This is a genomic window from Oceanobacillus caeni (assembly GCF_019037185.1).
Taxonomy (GTDB): domain Bacteria; phylum Bacillota; class Bacilli; order Bacillales; family Amphibacillaceae; genus Oceanobacillus; species Oceanobacillus caeni.
This window is the reverse complement of the sequence record NZ_JAHHXM010000005.1, coordinates 1-18,136: the sequence shown is the minus strand read 5'-3', so window position 1 is coordinate 18,136 and position 18,136 is coordinate 1. Positions and strand designations below refer to the sequence as shown.

Genomic DNA, 18,136 nt, shown 5'->3' with positions numbered 1-18,136 from the left:
TAGGCTGCGAATGCCTTCGTTGTATTTATGTGGAAATGGATTCATTCAGCTTATAATATGTATTTTGCTTACATAAAAAGGACATACGACCATACGATGATACATATAAATTAACTATATATCATCGTATGGGGGTTATTTATATGCGCTTTAAAGATATTAGCAGTAAGGAAATAGTTAATATTAACGAAGGGGAAAGGTTAGGAATACTTGGGCAAACTGATTTAGAAATCAATGCAAAAACAGGTCAGATTGAAGCTTTCATTATACCAACTTATAAATGGTTTGGATTAAAAAAAGAAGGGGAAACGACGAAAATTCATTGGAGTGAAGTAAAAAAAATTGGTGAAGATATGATCATGGTTGAAATGAAAAATGATAAGTTTTAATGGAAAATAAAAATATAATTGTTGTGGTCCATAATCAAAAGGAGATTATGGTCTTTTTTTTGGTTTTTTAGCTATGGACGAATCACTCTCATTGCAGAAAGACATAAGCTATAAAGAACAGATTTAGGATTAGTTATGTATGGAGGGTAGAAATAATCATGAGTCGAATAATTGCTGTAATTGGTGGGGATGCAAGATATATAGAATTAATTAGGCAATTAGAACTAATGCCAGAAACAACTATTATTCTTGTGGGTTTCGATAATTTAAATCAAAGTTTCACAGGCTTAAAACAAACTCAATTTGATGAATTAGAATTAAATACATTGGATAGTGTTATTTTACCAATAACTGGAACGGATTCTAAAGGAAACATTGAAACAGTTTTTTCTGATCAAAAAATAAAGTTAACTCCTGAATGGTTCGGACAGCTACAAAAAACAACAAAAGTATTTACCGGAATTACAAATGAATATTTGAATCATGTTACAAAAGAAGCTGGGATAGAGCTTTTTCCATTGTTTAATAGAGATGATGTCGCTATCTATAATTCAATACCTACAGCAGAAGGTGCAATCATGATGGCGATTGAGAATACAGACTATACGATTCATTCCTCACGTGTACTCGTAACAGGGTTTGGTAGAGTTGGTCAAACTGTAGCAAATCGATTTTCTGCATTTGGTGCGAAAGTTTCGGTTAGTGCCAATAATATTAGAGAATTAGCAAGAATAACAGAAATGGGCTTAACGGCAATTCCAATTGATAAACTCCATGAACACACTAATAATTGTGACATAATAATAAATACTGTACCGGCATTGGTCGTTGATCAAAAGGTAATACAGCAATTACCTTCTCATGCAATTATTATAGATCTTGCGTCAAATCCAGGAGGAACAGATTTTGAATATGCAACAAAACGTGGTATTCAAGCAATTTTAACTGGAAGTTTGCCTAGTATTGTAGCTCCGAAAACAGCTGGAAGAATTTTGGCAGATGTTATTAAACAAATATTATTAAACGAGGGGAGTTTATCATGAATTTAAAAGGGAAACGTATCGGTATTGGATTAACTGGTTCACATCACACATTTAGTAAAGTGTTTTTGCAAATTGAAAACTTAGTAAATAAAGGTGTTGAAGTCATTCCAATTGCATCCTATACCGTACAGAGTACTGAAACTAAATTTGGTAGAGGAGAGGACCATTTAAATAAATTAGAGGAATTAACTGGTCAAAAAGTAATTACTTCTATGCCCGATGCAGAGCCATTAGGACCCGATAAACCACTAGATTGTATGGTGATTGCACCACTTACCGGAAACTCCATGGCAAAACTTGCGAATGGGATTACCGATAATCCCGTATTAATGGCAGCAAAATCCACTATCAGAAATCAAAATCCTGTCGTTCTATCCGTTACTACAAATGATGCCCTCGGATTAAATGGTATCAATTTGGCGCGATTATTAAATAGTAAATTTATTTATTTTGTGCCATTTGGTCAAGATAATCCTATGAAAAAACCAAACTCCTTAGTAGCGAACCTTGACTTATTAGAGGATACAATCAAATCCGCTTTAGATCGTGAACAACTTCAACCTATTATTATTCCTTTTTAATAAAAAAATATGTTAAAATAATAAATTAAGAGATTTAATTTTTAGCAGTAAAAAAACTGCAAACTTTTTATCTGCATGAGTATAACGAAGGCATCGCCAAAATCTTGTCGTGCCGAGTTTTCTAATAAGATTAAGGGGAGAGTTTTAAATGTCAGAAAAAACAGCATATAATGTAGCAGTAGTTGGAGCAACCGGTGCAGTAGGTCAAAAAATAATGAAAATATTAGAAGAAAAAAAGTTTCCTTTAAATAAATTAAAGCTTTTGTCTTCCAAAAACTCAGCTGGGAAAGAACTTACATTTGCTGGTAAAACAATTATAGTAGAAGAGGCAAAACCGGAGAGCTTTGAAGGAATAGATATAGCGTTATTCTCTGCAGGGGGATCTGTTTCGAAACAATTAGCTCCAGAAGCTGTTAAAAGAGGAGCAGTGGTAGTAGACAATACTAGTGCATACCGCATGGACGAAAATGTACCACTAGTTGTACCAGAGGTGAATGCAGAAGACATTAAAGAACACAAAGGAATTATCGCAAATCCGAACTGCTCCACTATTCAAATGGTAGCAGGTTTGAAACCAATTAAGGACCATTTTGGATTATCTAGAGTTATTGTTTCCACCTATCAAGCTGTTTCTGGAGCAGGTGCAAAAGCAGTGGCTGAATTAGAACATCAAGCAAAACAATATCTGAACAATGAAGAAATGGAAGCAAATATATTACCTGCTGGTGGTGACAAAAAGCACTATCCAATCGCATTTAATGCATTACCACAAATAGACCTTTTCCAAGATAATGGATATACATTTGAAGAGATGAAAATGATAAATGAAACTAAAAAAATTATGCATGAACCTAACTTATCAGTAGCAGCTACATGCGTGCGATTACCATTTTTCACGTCTCATGCCGAAAGTGTATATATTGAGGTAGAAAAAGATGGAGTAACTGTCCAAGATATTTGGAGAACTTTTGAGAATGCAGAAGGAATTATTTTACAAGATGATCCCTCTACACAAACGTATCCTACTCCTTTAAGTTCAGCAAATAAAGAAGAGGTTTTCGTTGGTCGAGTAAGAAAAGACTTAGACAATGATAAAGGATTCCATTTATGGATTGTATCTGACAATCTTCTTAAAGGTGCTGCTTGGAATACGGTACAAATAGCTCAAACATTAGTGAAAAATAACTGGCTATAAGTAGTTTATTAGAGGTGTTAAGATGCAGATTTTAGTACAAAAATTTGGCGGTACTTCTGTACAGTCTGAAGAAAATAGGAAACATGTTATCAAGCATATTAAAAATGCATTAGTGAAAGACTATAAACTAGTAGTTGTTGTTTCTGCATTAGGAAGGAAGCCAGATCCATATGCAACAGATTCACTTTTAGAGTTAGTGGGTTTTCCAGCAACGAATAGTTCAGATCGTGAAATTGATTTACTTATGTCCTGTGGGGAAATTATTTCTTCTGTTGTCTTATCCAATGAATTAAAAAAACAACATATTAATGCAATTGCATTAACGGGCGCACAAGCAGGTTTTATTACGAGTGAGGACTTTACACAAGCAAAGATTAAAGAAGTAAAACCAGAAAGAATTTATAAAGAGTTAGAAAATAATGATGTCGTTGTAGTGGCAGGCTTTCAGGGACAAACAGAAATGGGAGAAATTACTACCATTGGCCGTGGAGGTAGTGATACTTCTGCGGCTGCCCTTGGAGCGGCATTACAGGCAGAGATGGTTGAAATATTTACGGATGTTGAGGGTATTATGACAGCAGATCCAAGAATAGTTGAAAATGCACATTCTTTAGATGTCGTTACTTATTCGGAAATTTGTAATCTCGCCTATCAAGGTGCGAAAGTAATTCATCCTAGGGCGGTAGAAATCGCCATGCAAGCAAAAATCCCATTACGTGTTAGATCAACTTACTCGCTTGAACCTGGGACATTAGTAACCTCGTCTAGAGTGAAGGAAATGGGTGTTGATATTCAAGATCGTTTAGTAACAGGGATAGCCCATATGTCTTCCATTACTCAATTAAAGGTTCAAACCAAAGAAGAGGCATATAGACTTCAATCGGATGTATTTAAAGCGATGGCTGAAGCGGGAATCTCAGTCGATTTCATCAATATTTCACCAGCAGGGGTAATTTATACAGTGCCAAATGATTTAGCAGATAAGGCAGTTTATGTACTTGAAACATTAGGGTTTAAACCGGAAATCACAAGAAATTGTGCCAAAGTTTCGGCTGTGGGCGCGGGCATGACTGGAGTACCTGGGGTTGCAGCTGAAATCGTTCAAGCATTAACCAATGCAGGTGTACAGATTTTACAGTCTGCCGATAGTTACACAACAATTTGGGTTCTTGTTCATGAGAAAGATTTAAAAACCGCTGTGAATGCCTTACACGATGTTTTTAGTCTTTAATAATATGTAAAGTCAACAGGATCTTCTTCAATATTATTAAGAAGGTGAAAAAATGAATTTCGGTCAAGTGTTAACTGCTATGGTTACGCCATTCGATAAGGATGGTAAATTAGATTATAGCCAATTAGAGGATTTAATTAACTATTTATTAGAAAATGGTACTGATGGATTGGTTGTTGGCGGAACTACTGGTGAATCACCTACGTTATCCGTAGATGAAAAGATGAAATTATTTCGTCATGTAGTAAAAATAGTTAATAAAAGAGTTCCTGTTATTGCGGGTACCGGAAGTTATAATACGAAGGAATCAGTCGAATTAACGAAGCGAACGGAAGCATTAGGGGTTGACGGTTTCTTACTTGTAGCACCGTATTATAATAAACCTAACCAAGAAGGTATGTTTCGACACTTTTCCCAAATTGCAAAAGAAACAACACTGCCTATCATGCTGTATAATATTCCGGGACGTTCTATCGTAAATATGGACGTAGATACAGTTGTAAGGTTAAGTGAAATAGATAATATCGTTTCCATTAAGGAAGCAGGAACTGATTTAGATCAAATCTCCGAAATTATTGAAAAAACAAATGATGACTTTACTGTTTATAGTGGTAATGATAGTCTAACTTTACCTATGCTGTCTATTGGGGCAACTGGTGTTGTTTCCGTTGCATCCCATATTATAGGAAATGAAATGAAAGAAATGATTAATCGGTTTTTTAATGGTGATATAACACATGCAGCTACCATGCACCGTAAATTATTGTCGGTAATGAATGGATTATTTACGTCTCCATCCCCAGCCCCGGTTAAAGCAGCCTTACAAATGAAAAACATAGAGGTTGGTGGCGTTCGATTACCATTAGTCCCATTAAATGAAGAAGAAAGAAACGAACTAAATACACGAATAGAAAATATCGGCTTATAAAAAGCCGATATTTTTTTGCATATGTACATAAACTTTCTATCTTATAAATTTCTGCATTGTAATACAAAATTCGTTCATACTAAAGTTAATATAAGCTTTAGGGAGTGATTGACAGATGAGTAAAGAACAAGAAGAAAAAAAGGATGAGCAATCGAATGCCTCGTCTTTAGTACAAAAAATCCAGTCATTAGGACAAACAAACGTTCCACAGGCTCCTGATTCGAATATTCATGTTTTATCTATTATTGGTCAAATAGAAGGTCATGTTCAACTTCCACCACAAAATAAAACAACGAAGTATGAACATATTATCCCCCAATTGATTGCGATTGAACAAAATCCGAAGATAGAAGGTGTCGTAATCTTATTGAATACGGTAGGAGGAGATGTAGAAGCGGGTTTGGCATTATCTGAAATGATAGCATCTATGTCAAAACCAACCGTTTCAATCGTTTTGGGCGGCGGTCATTCCATTGGTGTGCCAATTGCGGTTTCCACGGATTATACCTTTATCGTGCCAACAGCAACCATGACTATCCATCCGGTAAGGTTGACTGGTCTCGTTATCGGTGTTCCGCAAACATTTGAATACTTAGATAAAATGCAAGATAGAGTGATTCAGTTTGTTGTTAATCATTCTAATATTAAAGAAGAGGTGTTCAAAGATCTTATGTTTGCCAAGGGGAATTTAACTCGAGATATTGGAACAAACGTTGTTGGAGCTGATGCAGTAGAATATGGGTTGATTGATGAAGTTGGAGGAGTCAGTAACGCAATGAGAAAATTAAACGAGCTCATCGACAATAATCGGGGAAATGAAAGTCAGGTGATACAGTGATTTTGTATACACCTTTATCGCAATCAGACATCTTTCCACCTTCAGATGAGAGTTTTAAGAATAGGGAATGCATTTCATATGAAGGAAAAATGATGATAGCCGAAAAGAACGTGGATGGTTCCTATCAACTAGTACAATTGTTATCCACTGATCCGCAAGATTTCCTTAAATATTCACCCGGATCTATTCTACACTAGCCTTTTAAAGCATGTTTTTCAATTTTCCACTGATAATAGACTTTATGTTATAATATAGTTAATATAATCCTTGCCAAATTTGGCAAGGTTTTCCTTTATCCCACCTAAACGGGCAATAAGGCTCCCACCTCAAGCTTCTGGGGAAACAAAGAAGGTAGGTGGGAGATCAACTGCCTGTAAAAGTCCGATAAGTGCGACTAACCATCAGTGGGGGATGAAGGAAAATCCCCCACTGATGGTTAGTCTTCTTTTTAGAGAAGTTGGTATGGTGGAAATAGTGAGGTGAAAGAATGAAAAAAAAGAAGGGAAAGAAACGGAAAAATTCAAATCGCAAAAAGAAATTGCAAAATGAGTTGCTAGGATTATTGTTTATTGCTTTAGCAATCTTCGGAAGTGGAGCAAGTGCAATTAGTGATGGGGCCATTCCTGGTGGATTAGAATATTTATTCCGATTCTTTCTAGGAATCTGGTATTTTTTAGCTTCGGTATTTTTACTGATAATTGGTATTTTTCTTATGGTAAAAAGAAGGTATCCATATTTATTTCATAAAAAATTCGTTGGATTTTATATTTTATTTGCAGGGGTCTTGTTAATAACGCATATACAAACTTTTGAGCAGTTAATGCTGCAAAATGTCTCTATAATTGGCTCAACCTGGAATCATTTTTTACAATTTATTAATGGTAATGGGACTGCCGTGCAAACAGGTGGGGGAATGATAGGTGGATTGCTCTTTACTTTTACAAACTATTTATTTTCATTAGTAGGGGCGAAAATTGTTGCTGTCTTCTCTATCATCATTGGTATTGTATTCTTAACGGATATATCTTTAGGAGATATTTTTTCTAAATTAATAGGAAAATGTAAGAATATGTTTGTACGTTTTGGTGAAGGAATAAAAAATGTTAAATTGAAAAGAGATGAAGTGAAGGCAGAAGATAGTGTAACAGAGGCAGAAATAGTAGATAATCAACAGGTAAACACAGAGGAACCTGAAATAACAGATTTTACAGATGTTGCTTATCAACCCCAAGAAACAAATGATGAAATAGTAAATCAACCGAGTAAAAAAGAAGAGACCCAACTTAACCATACAGATGAAGAAGAAATGGATTACTCCATGTCGATACCGATGACTGAGACGGAAAACCATGAATATATTTTACCATCTCCAGATTTACTAGCGGAACCTGCTCATAATTCGCAGTATCAAGAAAAATCACAAATCCAAGCAACGGTAAGAAAGTTAGATCGTACATTTAAAAGCTTCGGAGTTCGGGCAAGAGTTACGAAGGTAAATGTAGGTCCTGCGGTTACAAAATATGAAATATCACCTGAAGCAGGTGTAAAGGTTAGTAAGATTGTAAGTTTACATGATGATTTAGCACTAGCTCTAGCCGCTAAGGATTTACGGATTGAAGCTCCAATTCCCGGAAAATCAGCTGTCGGAATTGAAGTTCCTAATCAAGAAGTTGCAATGGTGTCGATTAGAGAAGTGTTAGATAGTACATGGAACAACAAATCTTCTAAACTACTAGTTGCATTAGGAAGAGATATTTCAGGGGATGCTGTTGTTGCTGAACTAAATAAGATGCCGCACCTACTCATCGCAGGTGCTACCGGAAGTGGTAAAAGTGTTTGCGTAAATGGTATTATTACTACCATTTTAATGCGGGCGAAACCACATGAGGTTAAAATGATGATGATTGATCCGAAGAAAGTGGAATTGAACGTATATAATGGAATACCACATTTGTTAGCTCCAGTTGTAACAGATCCGAAAAAAGCTTCAAAAGCCTTAAAGAAGGTCGTATCGGAAATGGAGAGAAGGTATGATCTATTCTCCGATACTGGAACTAGAAATATAGAAGGATATAATGAATATATTCGAAAGTATAATTTATCATCCGAACAATCACAACCACACCTCCCATACATTGTTGTGATCGTGGACGAACTTGCCGATTTGATGATGGTTGCTTCGAATGATGTGGAAGATTCTATTACAAGATTAGCACAAATGGCAAGGGCTGCTGGTATTCATATTATCATTGCAACCCAAAGACCTTCTGTAGACGTTATTACTGGGGTTATTAAAGCGAATATCCCTTCCAGAATTGCTTTTAGCGTTTCCTCACAAACAGACTCTAGAACCATATTGGATTCTGGAGGAGCAGAGAAGCTTCTTGGGAAAGGCGATATGTTATTTTTACCAGTTGGTGCTTCCAAACCAAAAAGGGTTCAAGGGGCATTTTTATCAGATGATGAGGTTGAAAGAATTGTGGATCATTGTATTGATCAACAAAAAGCATCTTATCAAGAAGAAATGATCCCCGATGAAAATGATGAAGTTCATACTGAAGTTGATGATGAACTTTATAATGATGCGGTACAACTTATTATTGAAATGCAAAGCGCAAGTGTTTCTATGTTGCAAAGAAGATTTCGAATCGGTTATACAAGAGCTGCAAGACTTATCGATGCAATGGAAGAACGTGGCATTGTAGGGCCTTATGAAGGAAGTAAACCAAGAACAGTGTTAGTTTCTGGTACTCAGGAAGAAAAAACGTCTTAAATGTATAGAAATAAATGATTCAGCAGACTTGTATATTCGCAAGTCTGCTTTTTTTACCGTATAATGGATGATAACTGGAAAAAATGTGCAATATAGAAGTATCAAGGAAATTTTTTTTGGGAGGTTCATTCATGCAAGATATCACGGAAAAACGTTTGAACGAAAATAATATAGAGTTTCATTTTATTCAAAGTAATAAATATAAAACGATTAACATCGTAGCAAAGCTAAAAGCTCCTTTAGAAAGAGAAACAATTACCAAAAGAGCATTACTTCCCTATATATTGAAGCAAGGAACAAAATCTTATCCAACTCGAAAAGAATTACAATTAAAATTGGATGATTTATTCGGTGCAATCCTATCCGTTGATGGAGGCAAAAAAGGAGAAAATCATATTTTAACCTTTAGATTAGAACTAGCGAATCCAAAGTTCATCCCTGAAGAGACTTCTATTATCAAAGAAGGTATTGCTTTATTAAGCGAATTTATGTTCCATCCAAAAAGTAAAAATAATGCATTTGATGAGGCTATTTTTAATCGAGAAAAAGATACATTAAAACAAAAAATGAGTGCAATTAAAGATAATAAAATGCAGTATGCAAATATGCGTTTAATCGATGAAATGTGTAAAGATGAACCTTATTCATTACATGTTCATGGCTATGAAGAAGACTTGAATTCGTTAACAGCTGGAGATCTTTATAGTTATTATCAAAGCTTACTTCAAGATAATCAATTAGATATCTATGTATTAGGAGATTTTAATGAAGAAGAAATAAAAAACGAAATTATTGCTTCGATGAATCGTAGTTCCGTAAGCTTACTAGATAGACGAGAGACAACGAAGAAGGAAATTACGGAACCGCAAGAAATTATCGAGAAACAAAATGTCCAACAAGCTAAATTGCATATTGGTTATCGAACCAATACGTATTTTAAAGATGAGGATTATTATGCTCTGCAAGTGTTTAATGGAATTTTTGGTGCGTTTCCTAGTTCTAAACTATTTATCAACGTTAGAGAAAAAAATAGTTTAGCCTATTATGCTTCCTCACAAATGGAGAGTCATAAAGGGTTGCTTTTTGTTTTTAGTGGTATTGCTCCAGAAGATTTTGAGAAGGCAAGAGATATCATTAGAGAACAATTAACGGCGATGAAAAATGGAGATTTTACAGAGGAGAATTTATCAGAAACAAAAGAATTAATTTGTAATCAAATGTTAGAGACAATGGATCACCCACAAGGATTTATTGAGCTTTTATATCAACAGGTAGTTGGGGAAAAAACTATAGATCCAGATGAAATAATCAGTCAAATTAAAAGTGTAACGAAAGAACAAGTTATACAAATTGCACAAAAAATAGAAGAAGATACAGTTTATCTTTTAACGAGTGAAGGAGGCCAAGAAAATGAATAAACAAACGTATAATGATATCGCTGAAACACTCTATACTGAGAAATTAGATAACGGTTTAACTGTATTTTTATTACCGAAACCCGAAATGGCTAAAACATATGGGATTTTTACAACTAATTATGGCTCGATTGATCAGACCTTTGTTCCCATTGGGCAATCCGAAAAAATAACGGTTCCAGAGGGTATCGCACATTTTCTGGAACATAAATTATTCGAGAAAGAAGATCATGATGTATTTGCTGACTTTGGGAAACAAGGCGCTTCCGCTAATGCTTTCACTTCGTTTACCAAAACAGCATATCTATTCTCTGCTACTAATCATATCGAGAAGAATGTAGAGACCCTAATTAATTTTGTGCAGGATCCTTATTTTTCTGAACAATCGGTTGAAAAGGAAAAAGGTATTATCGGTCAAGAGATTAAAATGTATGATGATCAACCAGATTGGCAATCGTTTATGGGAACCATTAAAGCGATGTTTAAAAATCATCCAATCAATATTGACATAGCTGGTACAGTAGAATCTATTAGTAAAATAACAAAGGATGATTTGTATACTTGCTACTATACATTTTATCATCCAGAAAATATGACGTTATGTATTACAGGCAACTTTAATCCTGAACAAATGATGAATTTAATTAAATCAAACCAGGCTTCTAAGGACTTTAAGAAGATGGATGAAATTAATCGTTATTTACCGAATGAGCCAAAAGAAGTAGCCATGAAAGAACATCATATTAAAATGCCCGTTTCTGTACCTAAATGCACGGTTGGAATAAAAGAATCATCAGAAGAGATTAGTGGGGAAGAATTTCTGAAAAAAGATTTATTACAGAATATGATTGTGGATTATTATTTTTCAAAAGGTGGTTCTTTTTATCAAGAACTCTATCAAGAAAAATTAATTGATGATAGCTTTTATTTTGAAACAACATTAGATAAAAATTATGGATATACTTTAATAGGTAGTAATAGTGATGAACCACAAGTGTTTTCAAATAAAGTGAAGGAATTGTTATTATCTACTCGCGATGAAACATTAAGCGAGGAAGATTTTAATCGTATGAAGAAAAAGAAAATTGGCAGGCTGTTGCGTTCTATGAATTCATTGGAATTTATGGCAAATAAGTATACGCATTATCATATATCAAAAGTAGATTTATTTGATATCATCCCAACGATTCAGGCGTTACAATTAGAAGAAGCAAATCGATTTTTAAAAGAATGGATCGAAGAAGAACGTTTAGCAGTTTGTACGATTTCTGCTGAGTAGGAGTAGAGTATGGGGAAGAATGTTTTAGTTATCGGTGCTAGTGGAGATATTGGTCAAGCGATTGTGGAACGTTTAGCAGAAGACGGATATCAATTGATTTTACATTACCATAAAAATTCAGAAGCGATGATGGAGCTTCGTAGAAAGATTAAAGACAAAGGTGTTCTTAGTGTTATTCAAGCAGATCTTAGTAATGAAAAAGAAACGAATGAATTTTTAAACCAGTTAGTCTTTCGAATTGATATCGTTGTTTTTGCAAGTGGCAAAGCTGAATTTCGTTTATTTCAAGAAACGTCAGATACATTAATGGACCAAATGTTAAATCTTCATGTTAAAGCTCCGTGGAAAATTACAAGGCAGGTATTGCCAAATATGGTTCAACAACATTTTGGTAATATTATTTTTATTACATCGATTTGGGGTAATGTAGGTGCAAGTTATGAGGTTGTGTACTCTTCTGTTAAAGGGGCACAAAATAGTTTTGTTAAAGCTTTAGCTAAGGAAGTGGGACCGAGTGGAATCTCAGTAAATGCCATTAGTCCAGGTTTTATTGATACGAAAATGAATCGCTCCTTATCAGAAGAAGAAAAAGCCCAAGTCATATCGGAAATTCCTGTAAATCGTGCTGGTTTACCAAGCGAAATTGCGCATGCTGTATCTTTTTTATTAGATGAAAAATCCAGTTATATACAAGGTGAGATTTTAAATATAAATGGTGGTTGGTAATGTATTCATGTATAAATGAATTTTAAATTCACATACTATATCCGTAATAAACTCGTGGAAGGAGAGAAATAGTATGTCAATTCTTGAAAACTTCGATACATGGAAAGGTTTTTTAGCAAATCGCTTAGAGCAGGCTCAGCAACAAGGGATGAATCAACAGACAATAAACAGTATTGCTGCAGAAGTTGGCGATTATTTAGCTGAAAACGTGGATGCCAAAAACAAGGAAGAAGCTGTTCTAAAAGAACTTTGGAATGCTGCTTCCGAGCAAGAACAGCAAGCTATTGCTAGCACGATGGTAAAGCTAGTTCAAAAATCAAATTAAAGTTAATTTAATTAGAAGCTGTATACTTAACCGTTACAGCTTCTTTTAGTAATTGTCTGGGAAATTATAAAATTTGTATGGCTGTGGCTAACTTAGATATAGAAAAAGCTACGTCCGGCTCCAGCTCCCAGTGACTAGTAGACTTCCTTCACCTCCGTACAATAAGTCAACATCGGCTCGCTTACACTCACCGTGTTTCCTTTATCTCCTACGGCTCAGTCCAGTCTATACGTCACTAAACGGGCGCTTGCGCCTTTGTTCTTTAATAAGGAATTTGGTAAAGTTTACATATTATGCTTTTCACTTGCGACAAAATCATTTATGATAGTATTTAGTATTGTATAATGTATCATAAAGGGGCTTTCTATGGATAAAGAATGGTACCTTGAATATGAAATTCAAACAAATAGACCAGGGTTGTTAGGAGAAATATCGTCATTATTAGGTATGTTATCCATCAATATTATGACAATAAATGGTGTAGAAAATTCTAGACGGGGTATGCTTTTAGTTTCAGAATATGATGAAAATATTGCACGTCTGAAAACCGTCTTACAAATGATTGAAACAATAAAAATTACCAAGATACGTAAACCTAAGTTGAAGGATAAATTAGCTGTCAGGCACGGAAAATATATTCATACAGATAGAGATGACCGTAAGACTTTTCGTTTTGTGAGAGATGAATTGGGCTTATTAGTCGATTTTATGGCAGAATTATTTAAACAGGATGGACATAAATTGATTGGGATTCGCGGTATGCCTCGGGTTGGAAAATCAGAATCTGTAGTGGCCGCAAGTGTATGCGCCAGTAAACGTTGGTTATTTGTTTCTAGTACAATGCTTAAACAAACAATACGAAATCAATTAATAGAAGGGGAATATAGTACAAATACGATTTATATTATGGACGGTATTGTCTCAACTAAGGCTAATGAACAACATTGGCAATTAATTCGAGAATTGATGCAATTGCCGGCAGTGAAAATAGTAGAGCATCCGGATATATTTGTTCAATCAACAGAATATACAATGGAAGATTTTGATTATATTATTGAATTAAGGAGTCATGAAAACGAAGAAATTACGTATGAAAAGTTTGAGAATCAACCATTTCATGGCGGAAATGGATTTTCCATGTTCGATTTTTAAACTTTTGTGATCAGACTTCGGATTAACCTATAGTTAGAACGGAAGGTGTTTTTTAAATGGACATAGGGGCAAGGCTGAAAGAGGCAAGAGTCTCTAAAGGTATGTCATTAGATGAACTACAAGAAATAACTAAAATTCAGAAGAGATATTTAGCAGCAATTGAAGAGGGAAAACTTGAAATACTTCCGGGTAAGTTCTATGCAAAAGCTTTTATAAAGGAATATGCAAATGCTGTTGGAATTGATCCGAGTGAATTATTAGAAGAACATAAAGAAGAAATTCCTGAAACAAAAGAGGAATCTCCCCCGGTAGAATATAGTCGAATGCAGAGGGCTAAAAAGGAAAGTGTAGAGAAAAATTCAAAACTCTTCTCCATATTTCCTGCTATTATCGTTATTTTATTAATTCTTGCTATCGTATTCGTAATTTGGTTTTTTAATGGCAGTTCGAGTAAAGGGGATAATGCTGCAAAAGAAGAGAAATTAGATGATACAGAAATTATCATTAACAATCCGAATGATAAAGATAAAGAGAGTTCCGCAACAGAAGATAACAACAAAAATGAAAAATCAACAAATTCAGATTCTAAAGAAAAACAAAAGGATATGAAACAGGAAAATGAATCTCAAGCGGAACTAACAGTTGTAGAAGCGGGAACAGGATCCAGTCCTAAATCTACTCTTGAATTATCGAATGCAGGAGATGAAATTAAATTAGTTTTTGAGACAGATTCAAGAACATGGCTTGATGTGAAAGGTGATCAAGATCAATCTTTATATAGTAGTACTTTTGAAGCTGAGAGCTCACCACTCGAATTAGATTTAAGTGGGTCAAGTCAAATTTACCTAAACATCGGAAATGCCTCCGATTTAAAAGTCACCATCAATGGTATAGAATTAGAATATCCGGTAGATGCTAACCAATATGTGCATCAACAATTATGGATTAATATTAACGATCAAGAAATTGAATAAACATAGTAGACCCTTCCAGTTATCTATGTGGAAGGGTTTCTGTTTCTTTAGTTATAAAAGATAGAAGGGAAAAAAACATGAATTTACCAAATAAACTTACATTATCTAGAATTTTAATGATTCCTATTTTTATTTTACTACTTAGTTATCCATTTGAATGGGGAATATGGGATATAGGATATAGTGAATTACCTGTAGCTCATTTCATTGCTGCACTGATTTTTATTATTGCATCCACAACGGACTGGGTGGATGGTTATATAGCAAGGAAGCATAATTTAGTAACAAACCTAGGGAAGTTTTTAGATCCATTGGCAGATAAATTACTTGTTTCTGCAGCGTTAATTCTTCTTATTGAAATGGGATATGCCCCTGCATGGGTTGTTATCATTATTATTAGTAGAGAGTTTGCCGTAACAGGTTTGCGTTTAGTAGCAGCTGGTGAGGGAATTGTTTTAGCTGCAGGAAGTATGGGTAAAATTAAAACAGCAACACAGATGATTGCCATAGCAATATTATTATTGCATAATTTTCCATTCTCGTATTTTGGATTACCAATTGGTATAATTATGTTATATATCGCATTATTTTTCACTGTTTTATCGGGTATTGATTATTTTATAAAAAATTGGCATGTAATGAGGGATTCTAAATGATGACAAATGTTAAAGCTGAAATAATAGCAGTTGGAACAGAATTACTTTTAGGACAAATAGCAAATACAAATGCACAGTGGTTATCAAACCAACTTGCTTCTTTAGGTATCAATGTGTATCAGCATGGAGTAGTAGGCGATAATTTAAATCGTGTACAGGAAGCATTTGAACAAGCACAAAAACGATCAGATATTATTATAGTTACTGGTGGTTTAGGGCCAACAGATGATGATTTAACGAGAGAAGCTTTTCAACTGATGACAGAACTTGAATTAGTTGAACATAAACCGTCTATGGATAAAATTCAATCATTTTTTGAAAAAAATAATACGGTTATGACACCGAATAATAGAAGACAAGCACGAGTGTTTAAAGGAAGTCAGGTTCTTTTTAACAGGAAAGGTATGGCTCCAGGTATGATTGTTAGTCATGAGTCAACCACGTGGGTTTTCCTTCCAGGTGTGCCAAGGGAAATGAAAGGTTTATTTACAGAGGAAGTTTTCCCATATCTTCAAAAGTTAACCGGGAATACTGAGGTCATTAAGTCGTTGGTATTGAAATTCTTAGGCATTGGAGAGTCAGAATTAGAACATAGATTAAGCCATTTAATCCAGGCTCAGAAAAATCCTACTATTGCACCGTTAGCTCAAAATACTGGTGTCGTTATTCGTTTAACCGCAAAAGAAGAGACTGAGGAACGGGCAGAACGATTATTAGAAGAAAGCAAAAGGCAGATTCTCCATGAAGTTGGAGATTATTTCTATGGAATTAACGATGAGACGATCGAAGAAAATATTATTTCGTTGTTAAAAGAGAAAAAGATGAAAATTGCTAGTGCTGAAAGTTTAACGGGTGGGATGTTTTCGAATAGACTTATTTCGGTAAGTGGTGCTTCTAATGTATGTCGCGGAGGAATTGTTTGTTATGATACGAATGTGAAACAAGATGTGTTAGGTGTTTCCAAAGAAACTATTCAAAATAAAGGTACGGTTAGTGAAGAATGTGCGTTAGAGATGGCAGAACAAGTTTCTAGTAAACTGGATGCCGATATTGGAATAAGTTTTACCGGGGTTGCTGGTCCTGATGAAGTAGAAGGCAAAAGTGTAGGTACCGTTTATATTGCACTTACAACTAGTAATGGAGAGAAAAAAGTAGAGAAATTTATATTTTCTGGTGACAGAAATGCAATTAGAAGAAGAGCGACTTTAAAAGGCTTAGAAATAGTTTTCCACTTTCTAAAATTTTAATTTTGCAAGAAAAGTTAATAGATTTGATGTTTTCTAGTAGTACAAATCAACTTTTCTGGATAATTTTGACTACCAAAACATAAGAACATTTATTCGATTCTTTCTTGGCAAAAGCTAAAAATCATTGTATGATAGTAGTAGTAATTTAAGGAGGTAGTCTCGTTGAGTGATAGAAAACAAGCTTTAGATATGGCTTTAAGACAAATAGAGAAACAATTTGGAAAAGGCTCGATTATGAAACTCGGTGAACAGGAATTAGTGAAGATTGCAACTATTCCAAGTGGTTCCCTAGCATTGGATGTTGCATTAGGTATAGGCGGTTATCCAAGAGGTAGAGTAATAGAAATATATGGCCCAGAGTCTTCTGGTAAAACAACTGTAGCGCTACATGCAATCGCAGAAGCGCAAAAACAAGGCGGACAAGCAGCTTTTATCGATGCAGAGCATGCTTTAGATCCAATTTATGCACGTGCATTAGGGGTAAATATCGACGAATTATTACTTTCACAACCCGATACAGGTGAACAAGCATTAGAAATCGCTGAAGCGTTAGTCCGTAGTGGAGCGGTAGATATTATTGTTGTGGACTCTGTTGCAGCACTTGTGCCGAAAGCAGAAATTGAAGGTGAAATGGGAGACGCCCACGTTGGCTTACAAGCTCGACTGATGTCTCAAGCATTAAGAAAACTTTCTGGAGCGATTAATAAATCTAAAACAACGGCTATTTTCATTAACCAAATCCGTGAAAAGGTTGGTGTTATGTTCGGGAACCCCGAAACAACACCAGGTGGACGTGCGCTTAAATTTTACTCTTCTGTAAGATTAGAAGTTCGCCGTGCGGAGCAGTTAAAACAAGGAAATGAAATTGTTGGGAATAAATCAAGGGTTAAGGTAGTTAAGAATAAAGTTGCTCCTCCATTTAGACAGGCAGAAGTAGATATTATGTACGGTGAGGGAATTTCTAAAGAAGGAGAAATTCTAGATATCGGTTCGGATTTAGATATTGTTGAAAAGAGTGGAGCTTGGTATTCTTATAATGGTGAACGTCTTGGTCAAGGGCGTGAAAATGCAAAAATATTCTTAAGAGAAAATCCAGAAATGATGGATGAAATACACCTAGCAATTAGAAACCACTATAATTTAGATGATACGGATCCCGAAGATGCGGAACAAGTAGGTCAAGAAAGTCTAGATGTTTAATCCATTGAAAAAGGTCTTTACGATAAAATTCGTAAGGACCTTTTTTGGTTAAAATGTATTAAGTTATTTCTTAAGGAAATATATGGATTTTTTTATCGTGTTTTTATGACTATGTGTAAAATAGTTCTCGGGGATTTGAAACAAAATTCTAGAAAAAAAAGAAAAGGCGCTCTATCATAAATGT

At 34.9% G+C, this 18,136-nt stretch carries 18 protein-coding genes; all 18 read left to right on the top strand.

Annotation, left to right across the window (positions count from 1 at the left end; all coding sequences use genetic code 11):
- Positions 1–143 precede the first annotated feature (143 nt).
- Positions 144–389, top strand: coding sequence for a YlmC/YmxH family sporulation protein (locus KM885_RS04495; RefSeq protein WP_047186089.1), 246 nt, complete (start codon positions 144–146; stop codon positions 387–389).
- 158 nt (positions 390–547) lie between these two features.
- Positions 548–1,432 (top strand): dipicolinic acid synthetase subunit A, encoded by an 885-nt coding sequence (gene dpaA / locus KM885_RS04490; RefSeq protein ID WP_047186090.1) that lies wholly within the window; start codon positions 548–550, stop codon positions 1,430–1,432.
- Positions 1,429–2,013, top strand: coding sequence for a dipicolinate synthase subunit B (gene dpaB / locus KM885_RS04485; protein ID WP_047186091.1), 585 nt, complete (start codon positions 1,429–1,431; stop codon positions 2,011–2,013). The genes dpaA and dpaB overlap by 4 nt, the downstream gene beginning before the upstream one ends.
- A gap of 148 nt (positions 2,014–2,161) precedes the next feature.
- Positions 2,162–3,208 (top strand): aspartate-semialdehyde dehydrogenase, encoded by a 1,047-nt coding sequence (asd, locus tag KM885_RS04480; RefSeq protein WP_216883605.1) that lies wholly within the window; start codon positions 2,162–2,164, stop codon positions 3,206–3,208.
- 22 nt (positions 3,209–3,230) lie between these two features.
- Entirely contained in the window at positions 3,231–4,439 is a 1,209-nt protein-coding gene (gene dapG, locus KM885_RS04475; RefSeq protein ID WP_047186093.1) for an aspartate kinase, read from the top strand.
- 52 nt (positions 4,440–4,491) lie between these two features.
- Positions 4,492–5,367, top strand: coding sequence for a 4-hydroxy-tetrahydrodipicolinate synthase (gene dapA, locus KM885_RS04470; protein ID WP_216883604.1), 876 nt, complete (start codon positions 4,492–4,494; stop codon positions 5,365–5,367).
- A 115-nt stretch (positions 5,368–5,482) separates the two neighbouring features.
- Entirely contained in the window at positions 5,483–6,205 is a 723-nt protein-coding gene (locus tag KM885_RS04465; protein WP_047186095.1) for a ClpP family protease, read from the top strand.
- On the top strand, positions 6,202–6,402 hold the full coding sequence (locus KM885_RS04460; RefSeq protein ID WP_047186096.1) for a YlzJ-like family protein: 201 nt from the start codon (positions 6,202–6,204) through the stop codon (positions 6,400–6,402). Before KM885_RS04465 ends, KM885_RS04460 begins: the two co-directional genes overlap by 4 nt.
- A gap of 290 nt (positions 6,403–6,692) precedes the next feature.
- A complete protein-coding gene (locus KM885_RS04455) occupies positions 6,693–8,978 on the top strand; it encodes an FtsK/SpoIIIE family DNA translocase (protein WP_047186097.1) in 2,286 nt (761 codons plus the stop codon).
- A 131-nt stretch (positions 8,979–9,109) separates the two neighbouring features.
- The gene (gene yfmF, locus KM885_RS04450) at positions 9,110–10,396 is read left to right on the top strand and encodes an EF-P 5-aminopentanol modification-associated protein YfmF (RefSeq protein ID WP_047186098.1); all 1,287 of its coding nucleotides are present in this window, start codon (positions 9,110–9,112) and stop codon (positions 10,394–10,396) included.
- Positions 10,389–11,672 carry an EF-P 5-aminopentanol modification-associated protein YfmH gene (gene yfmH / locus KM885_RS04445; protein WP_204798229.1) on the top strand — a complete coding sequence of 428 codons (1,284 nt, stop codon included), beginning with the start codon at positions 10,389–10,391 and terminating at the stop codon, positions 11,670–11,672. The genes yfmF and yfmH overlap by 8 nt, the downstream gene beginning before the upstream one ends.
- A 9-nt stretch (positions 11,673–11,681) precedes the next feature.
- A complete protein-coding gene (gene ymfI / locus KM885_RS04440) occupies positions 11,682–12,398 on the top strand; it encodes an elongation factor P 5-aminopentanone reductase (RefSeq protein ID WP_047186100.1) in 717 nt (238 codons plus the stop codon).
- A 73-nt stretch (positions 12,399–12,471) separates the two neighbouring features.
- Positions 12,472–12,723, top strand: coding sequence for a DUF3243 domain-containing protein (locus KM885_RS04435; RefSeq protein WP_047186101.1), 252 nt, complete (start codon positions 12,472–12,474; stop codon positions 12,721–12,723).
- Between the two features lie 366 nt (positions 12,724–13,089).
- A complete protein-coding gene (locus KM885_RS04430; RefSeq protein WP_047186102.1) occupies positions 13,090–13,875 on the top strand; it encodes a DUF3388 domain-containing protein in 786 nt (261 codons plus the stop codon).
- 56 nt (positions 13,876–13,931) lie between these two features.
- Positions 13,932–14,849 carry a helix-turn-helix domain-containing protein gene (locus KM885_RS04425; RefSeq protein ID WP_060669022.1) on the top strand — a complete coding sequence of 306 codons (918 nt, stop codon included), beginning with the start codon at positions 13,932–13,934 and terminating at the stop codon, positions 14,847–14,849.
- Positions 14,850–14,926: 77 nt separating this feature from the next.
- Positions 14,927–15,505, top strand: a complete 579-nt coding sequence (gene pgsA / locus KM885_RS04420; protein ID WP_047186104.1) for a CDP-diacylglycerol--glycerol-3-phosphate 3-phosphatidyltransferase — start codon at positions 14,927–14,929, stop codon at positions 15,503–15,505.
- Complete coding sequence (locus tag KM885_RS04415) at positions 15,502–16,752, top strand: competence/damage-inducible protein A (RefSeq protein ID WP_338113662.1); 1,251 nt, start codon at positions 15,502–15,504, stop codon at positions 16,750–16,752. The genes pgsA and KM885_RS04415 overlap by 4 nt, the downstream gene beginning before the upstream one ends.
- A gap of 162 nt (positions 16,753–16,914) precedes the next feature.
- Positions 16,915–17,952 carry a recombinase RecA gene (gene recA / locus KM885_RS04410; protein WP_047186105.1) on the top strand — a complete coding sequence of 346 codons (1,038 nt, stop codon included), beginning with the start codon at positions 16,915–16,917 and terminating at the stop codon, positions 17,950–17,952.
- Positions 17,953–18,136: the final 184 nt, after the last annotated feature.

Excerpts from the sequence above, each read along its gene's own strand:
- dpaB (WP_047186091.1), top strand. The coding sequence starts at position 1,429 with ATGAATTTAAAAGGGAAACGTATCGGTATTGGATTAACTGGTTCACAT.
- KM885_RS04495 (WP_047186089.1), top strand. The coding sequence starts at position 144 with ATGCGCTTTAAAGATATTAGCAGTAAGGAAATAGTTAATATTAACGAA.
- KM885_RS04435 (WP_047186101.1), top strand. The coding sequence starts at position 12,472 with ATGTCAATTCTTGAAAACTTCGATACATGGAAAGGTTTTTTAGCAAAT.
- KM885_RS04455 (WP_047186097.1), top strand. The coding sequence starts at position 6,693 with ATGAAAAAAAAGAAGGGAAAGAAACGGAAAAATTCAAATCGCAAAAAG.
- KM885_RS04425 (WP_060669022.1), top strand. The coding sequence starts at position 13,932 with ATGGACATAGGGGCAAGGCTGAAAGAGGCAAGAGTCTCTAAAGGTATG.
- KM885_RS04415 (WP_338113662.1), top strand. The coding sequence starts at position 15,502 with ATGATGACAAATGTTAAAGCTGAAATAATAGCAGTTGGAACAGAATTA.
- dapA (WP_216883604.1), top strand. The coding sequence starts at position 4,492 with ATGAATTTCGGTCAAGTGTTAACTGCTATGGTTACGCCATTCGATAAG.
- asd (WP_216883605.1), top strand. The coding sequence starts at position 2,162 with ATGTCAGAAAAAACAGCATATAATGTAGCAGTAGTTGGAGCAACCGGT.
- KM885_RS04465 (WP_047186095.1), top strand. The coding sequence starts at position 5,483 with ATGAGTAAAGAACAAGAAGAAAAAAAGGATGAGCAATCGAATGCCTCG.
- yfmH (WP_204798229.1), top strand. The coding sequence starts at position 10,389 with ATGAATAAACAAACGTATAATGATATCGCTGAAACACTCTATACTGAG.
- ymfI (WP_047186100.1), top strand. The coding sequence starts at position 11,682 with ATGGGGAAGAATGTTTTAGTTATCGGTGCTAGTGGAGATATTGGTCAA.
- dpaA (WP_047186090.1), top strand. The coding sequence starts at position 548 with ATGAGTCGAATAATTGCTGTAATTGGTGGGGATGCAAGATATATAGAA.
- KM885_RS04430 (WP_047186102.1), top strand. The coding sequence starts at position 13,090 with ATGGATAAAGAATGGTACCTTGAATATGAAATTCAAACAAATAGACCA.
- dapG (WP_047186093.1), top strand. The coding sequence starts at position 3,231 with ATGCAGATTTTAGTACAAAAATTTGGCGGTACTTCTGTACAGTCTGAA.
- pgsA (WP_047186104.1), top strand. The coding sequence starts at position 14,927 with ATGAATTTACCAAATAAACTTACATTATCTAGAATTTTAATGATTCCT.
- yfmF (WP_047186098.1), top strand. The coding sequence starts at position 9,110 with ATGCAAGATATCACGGAAAAACGTTTGAACGAAAATAATATAGAGTTT.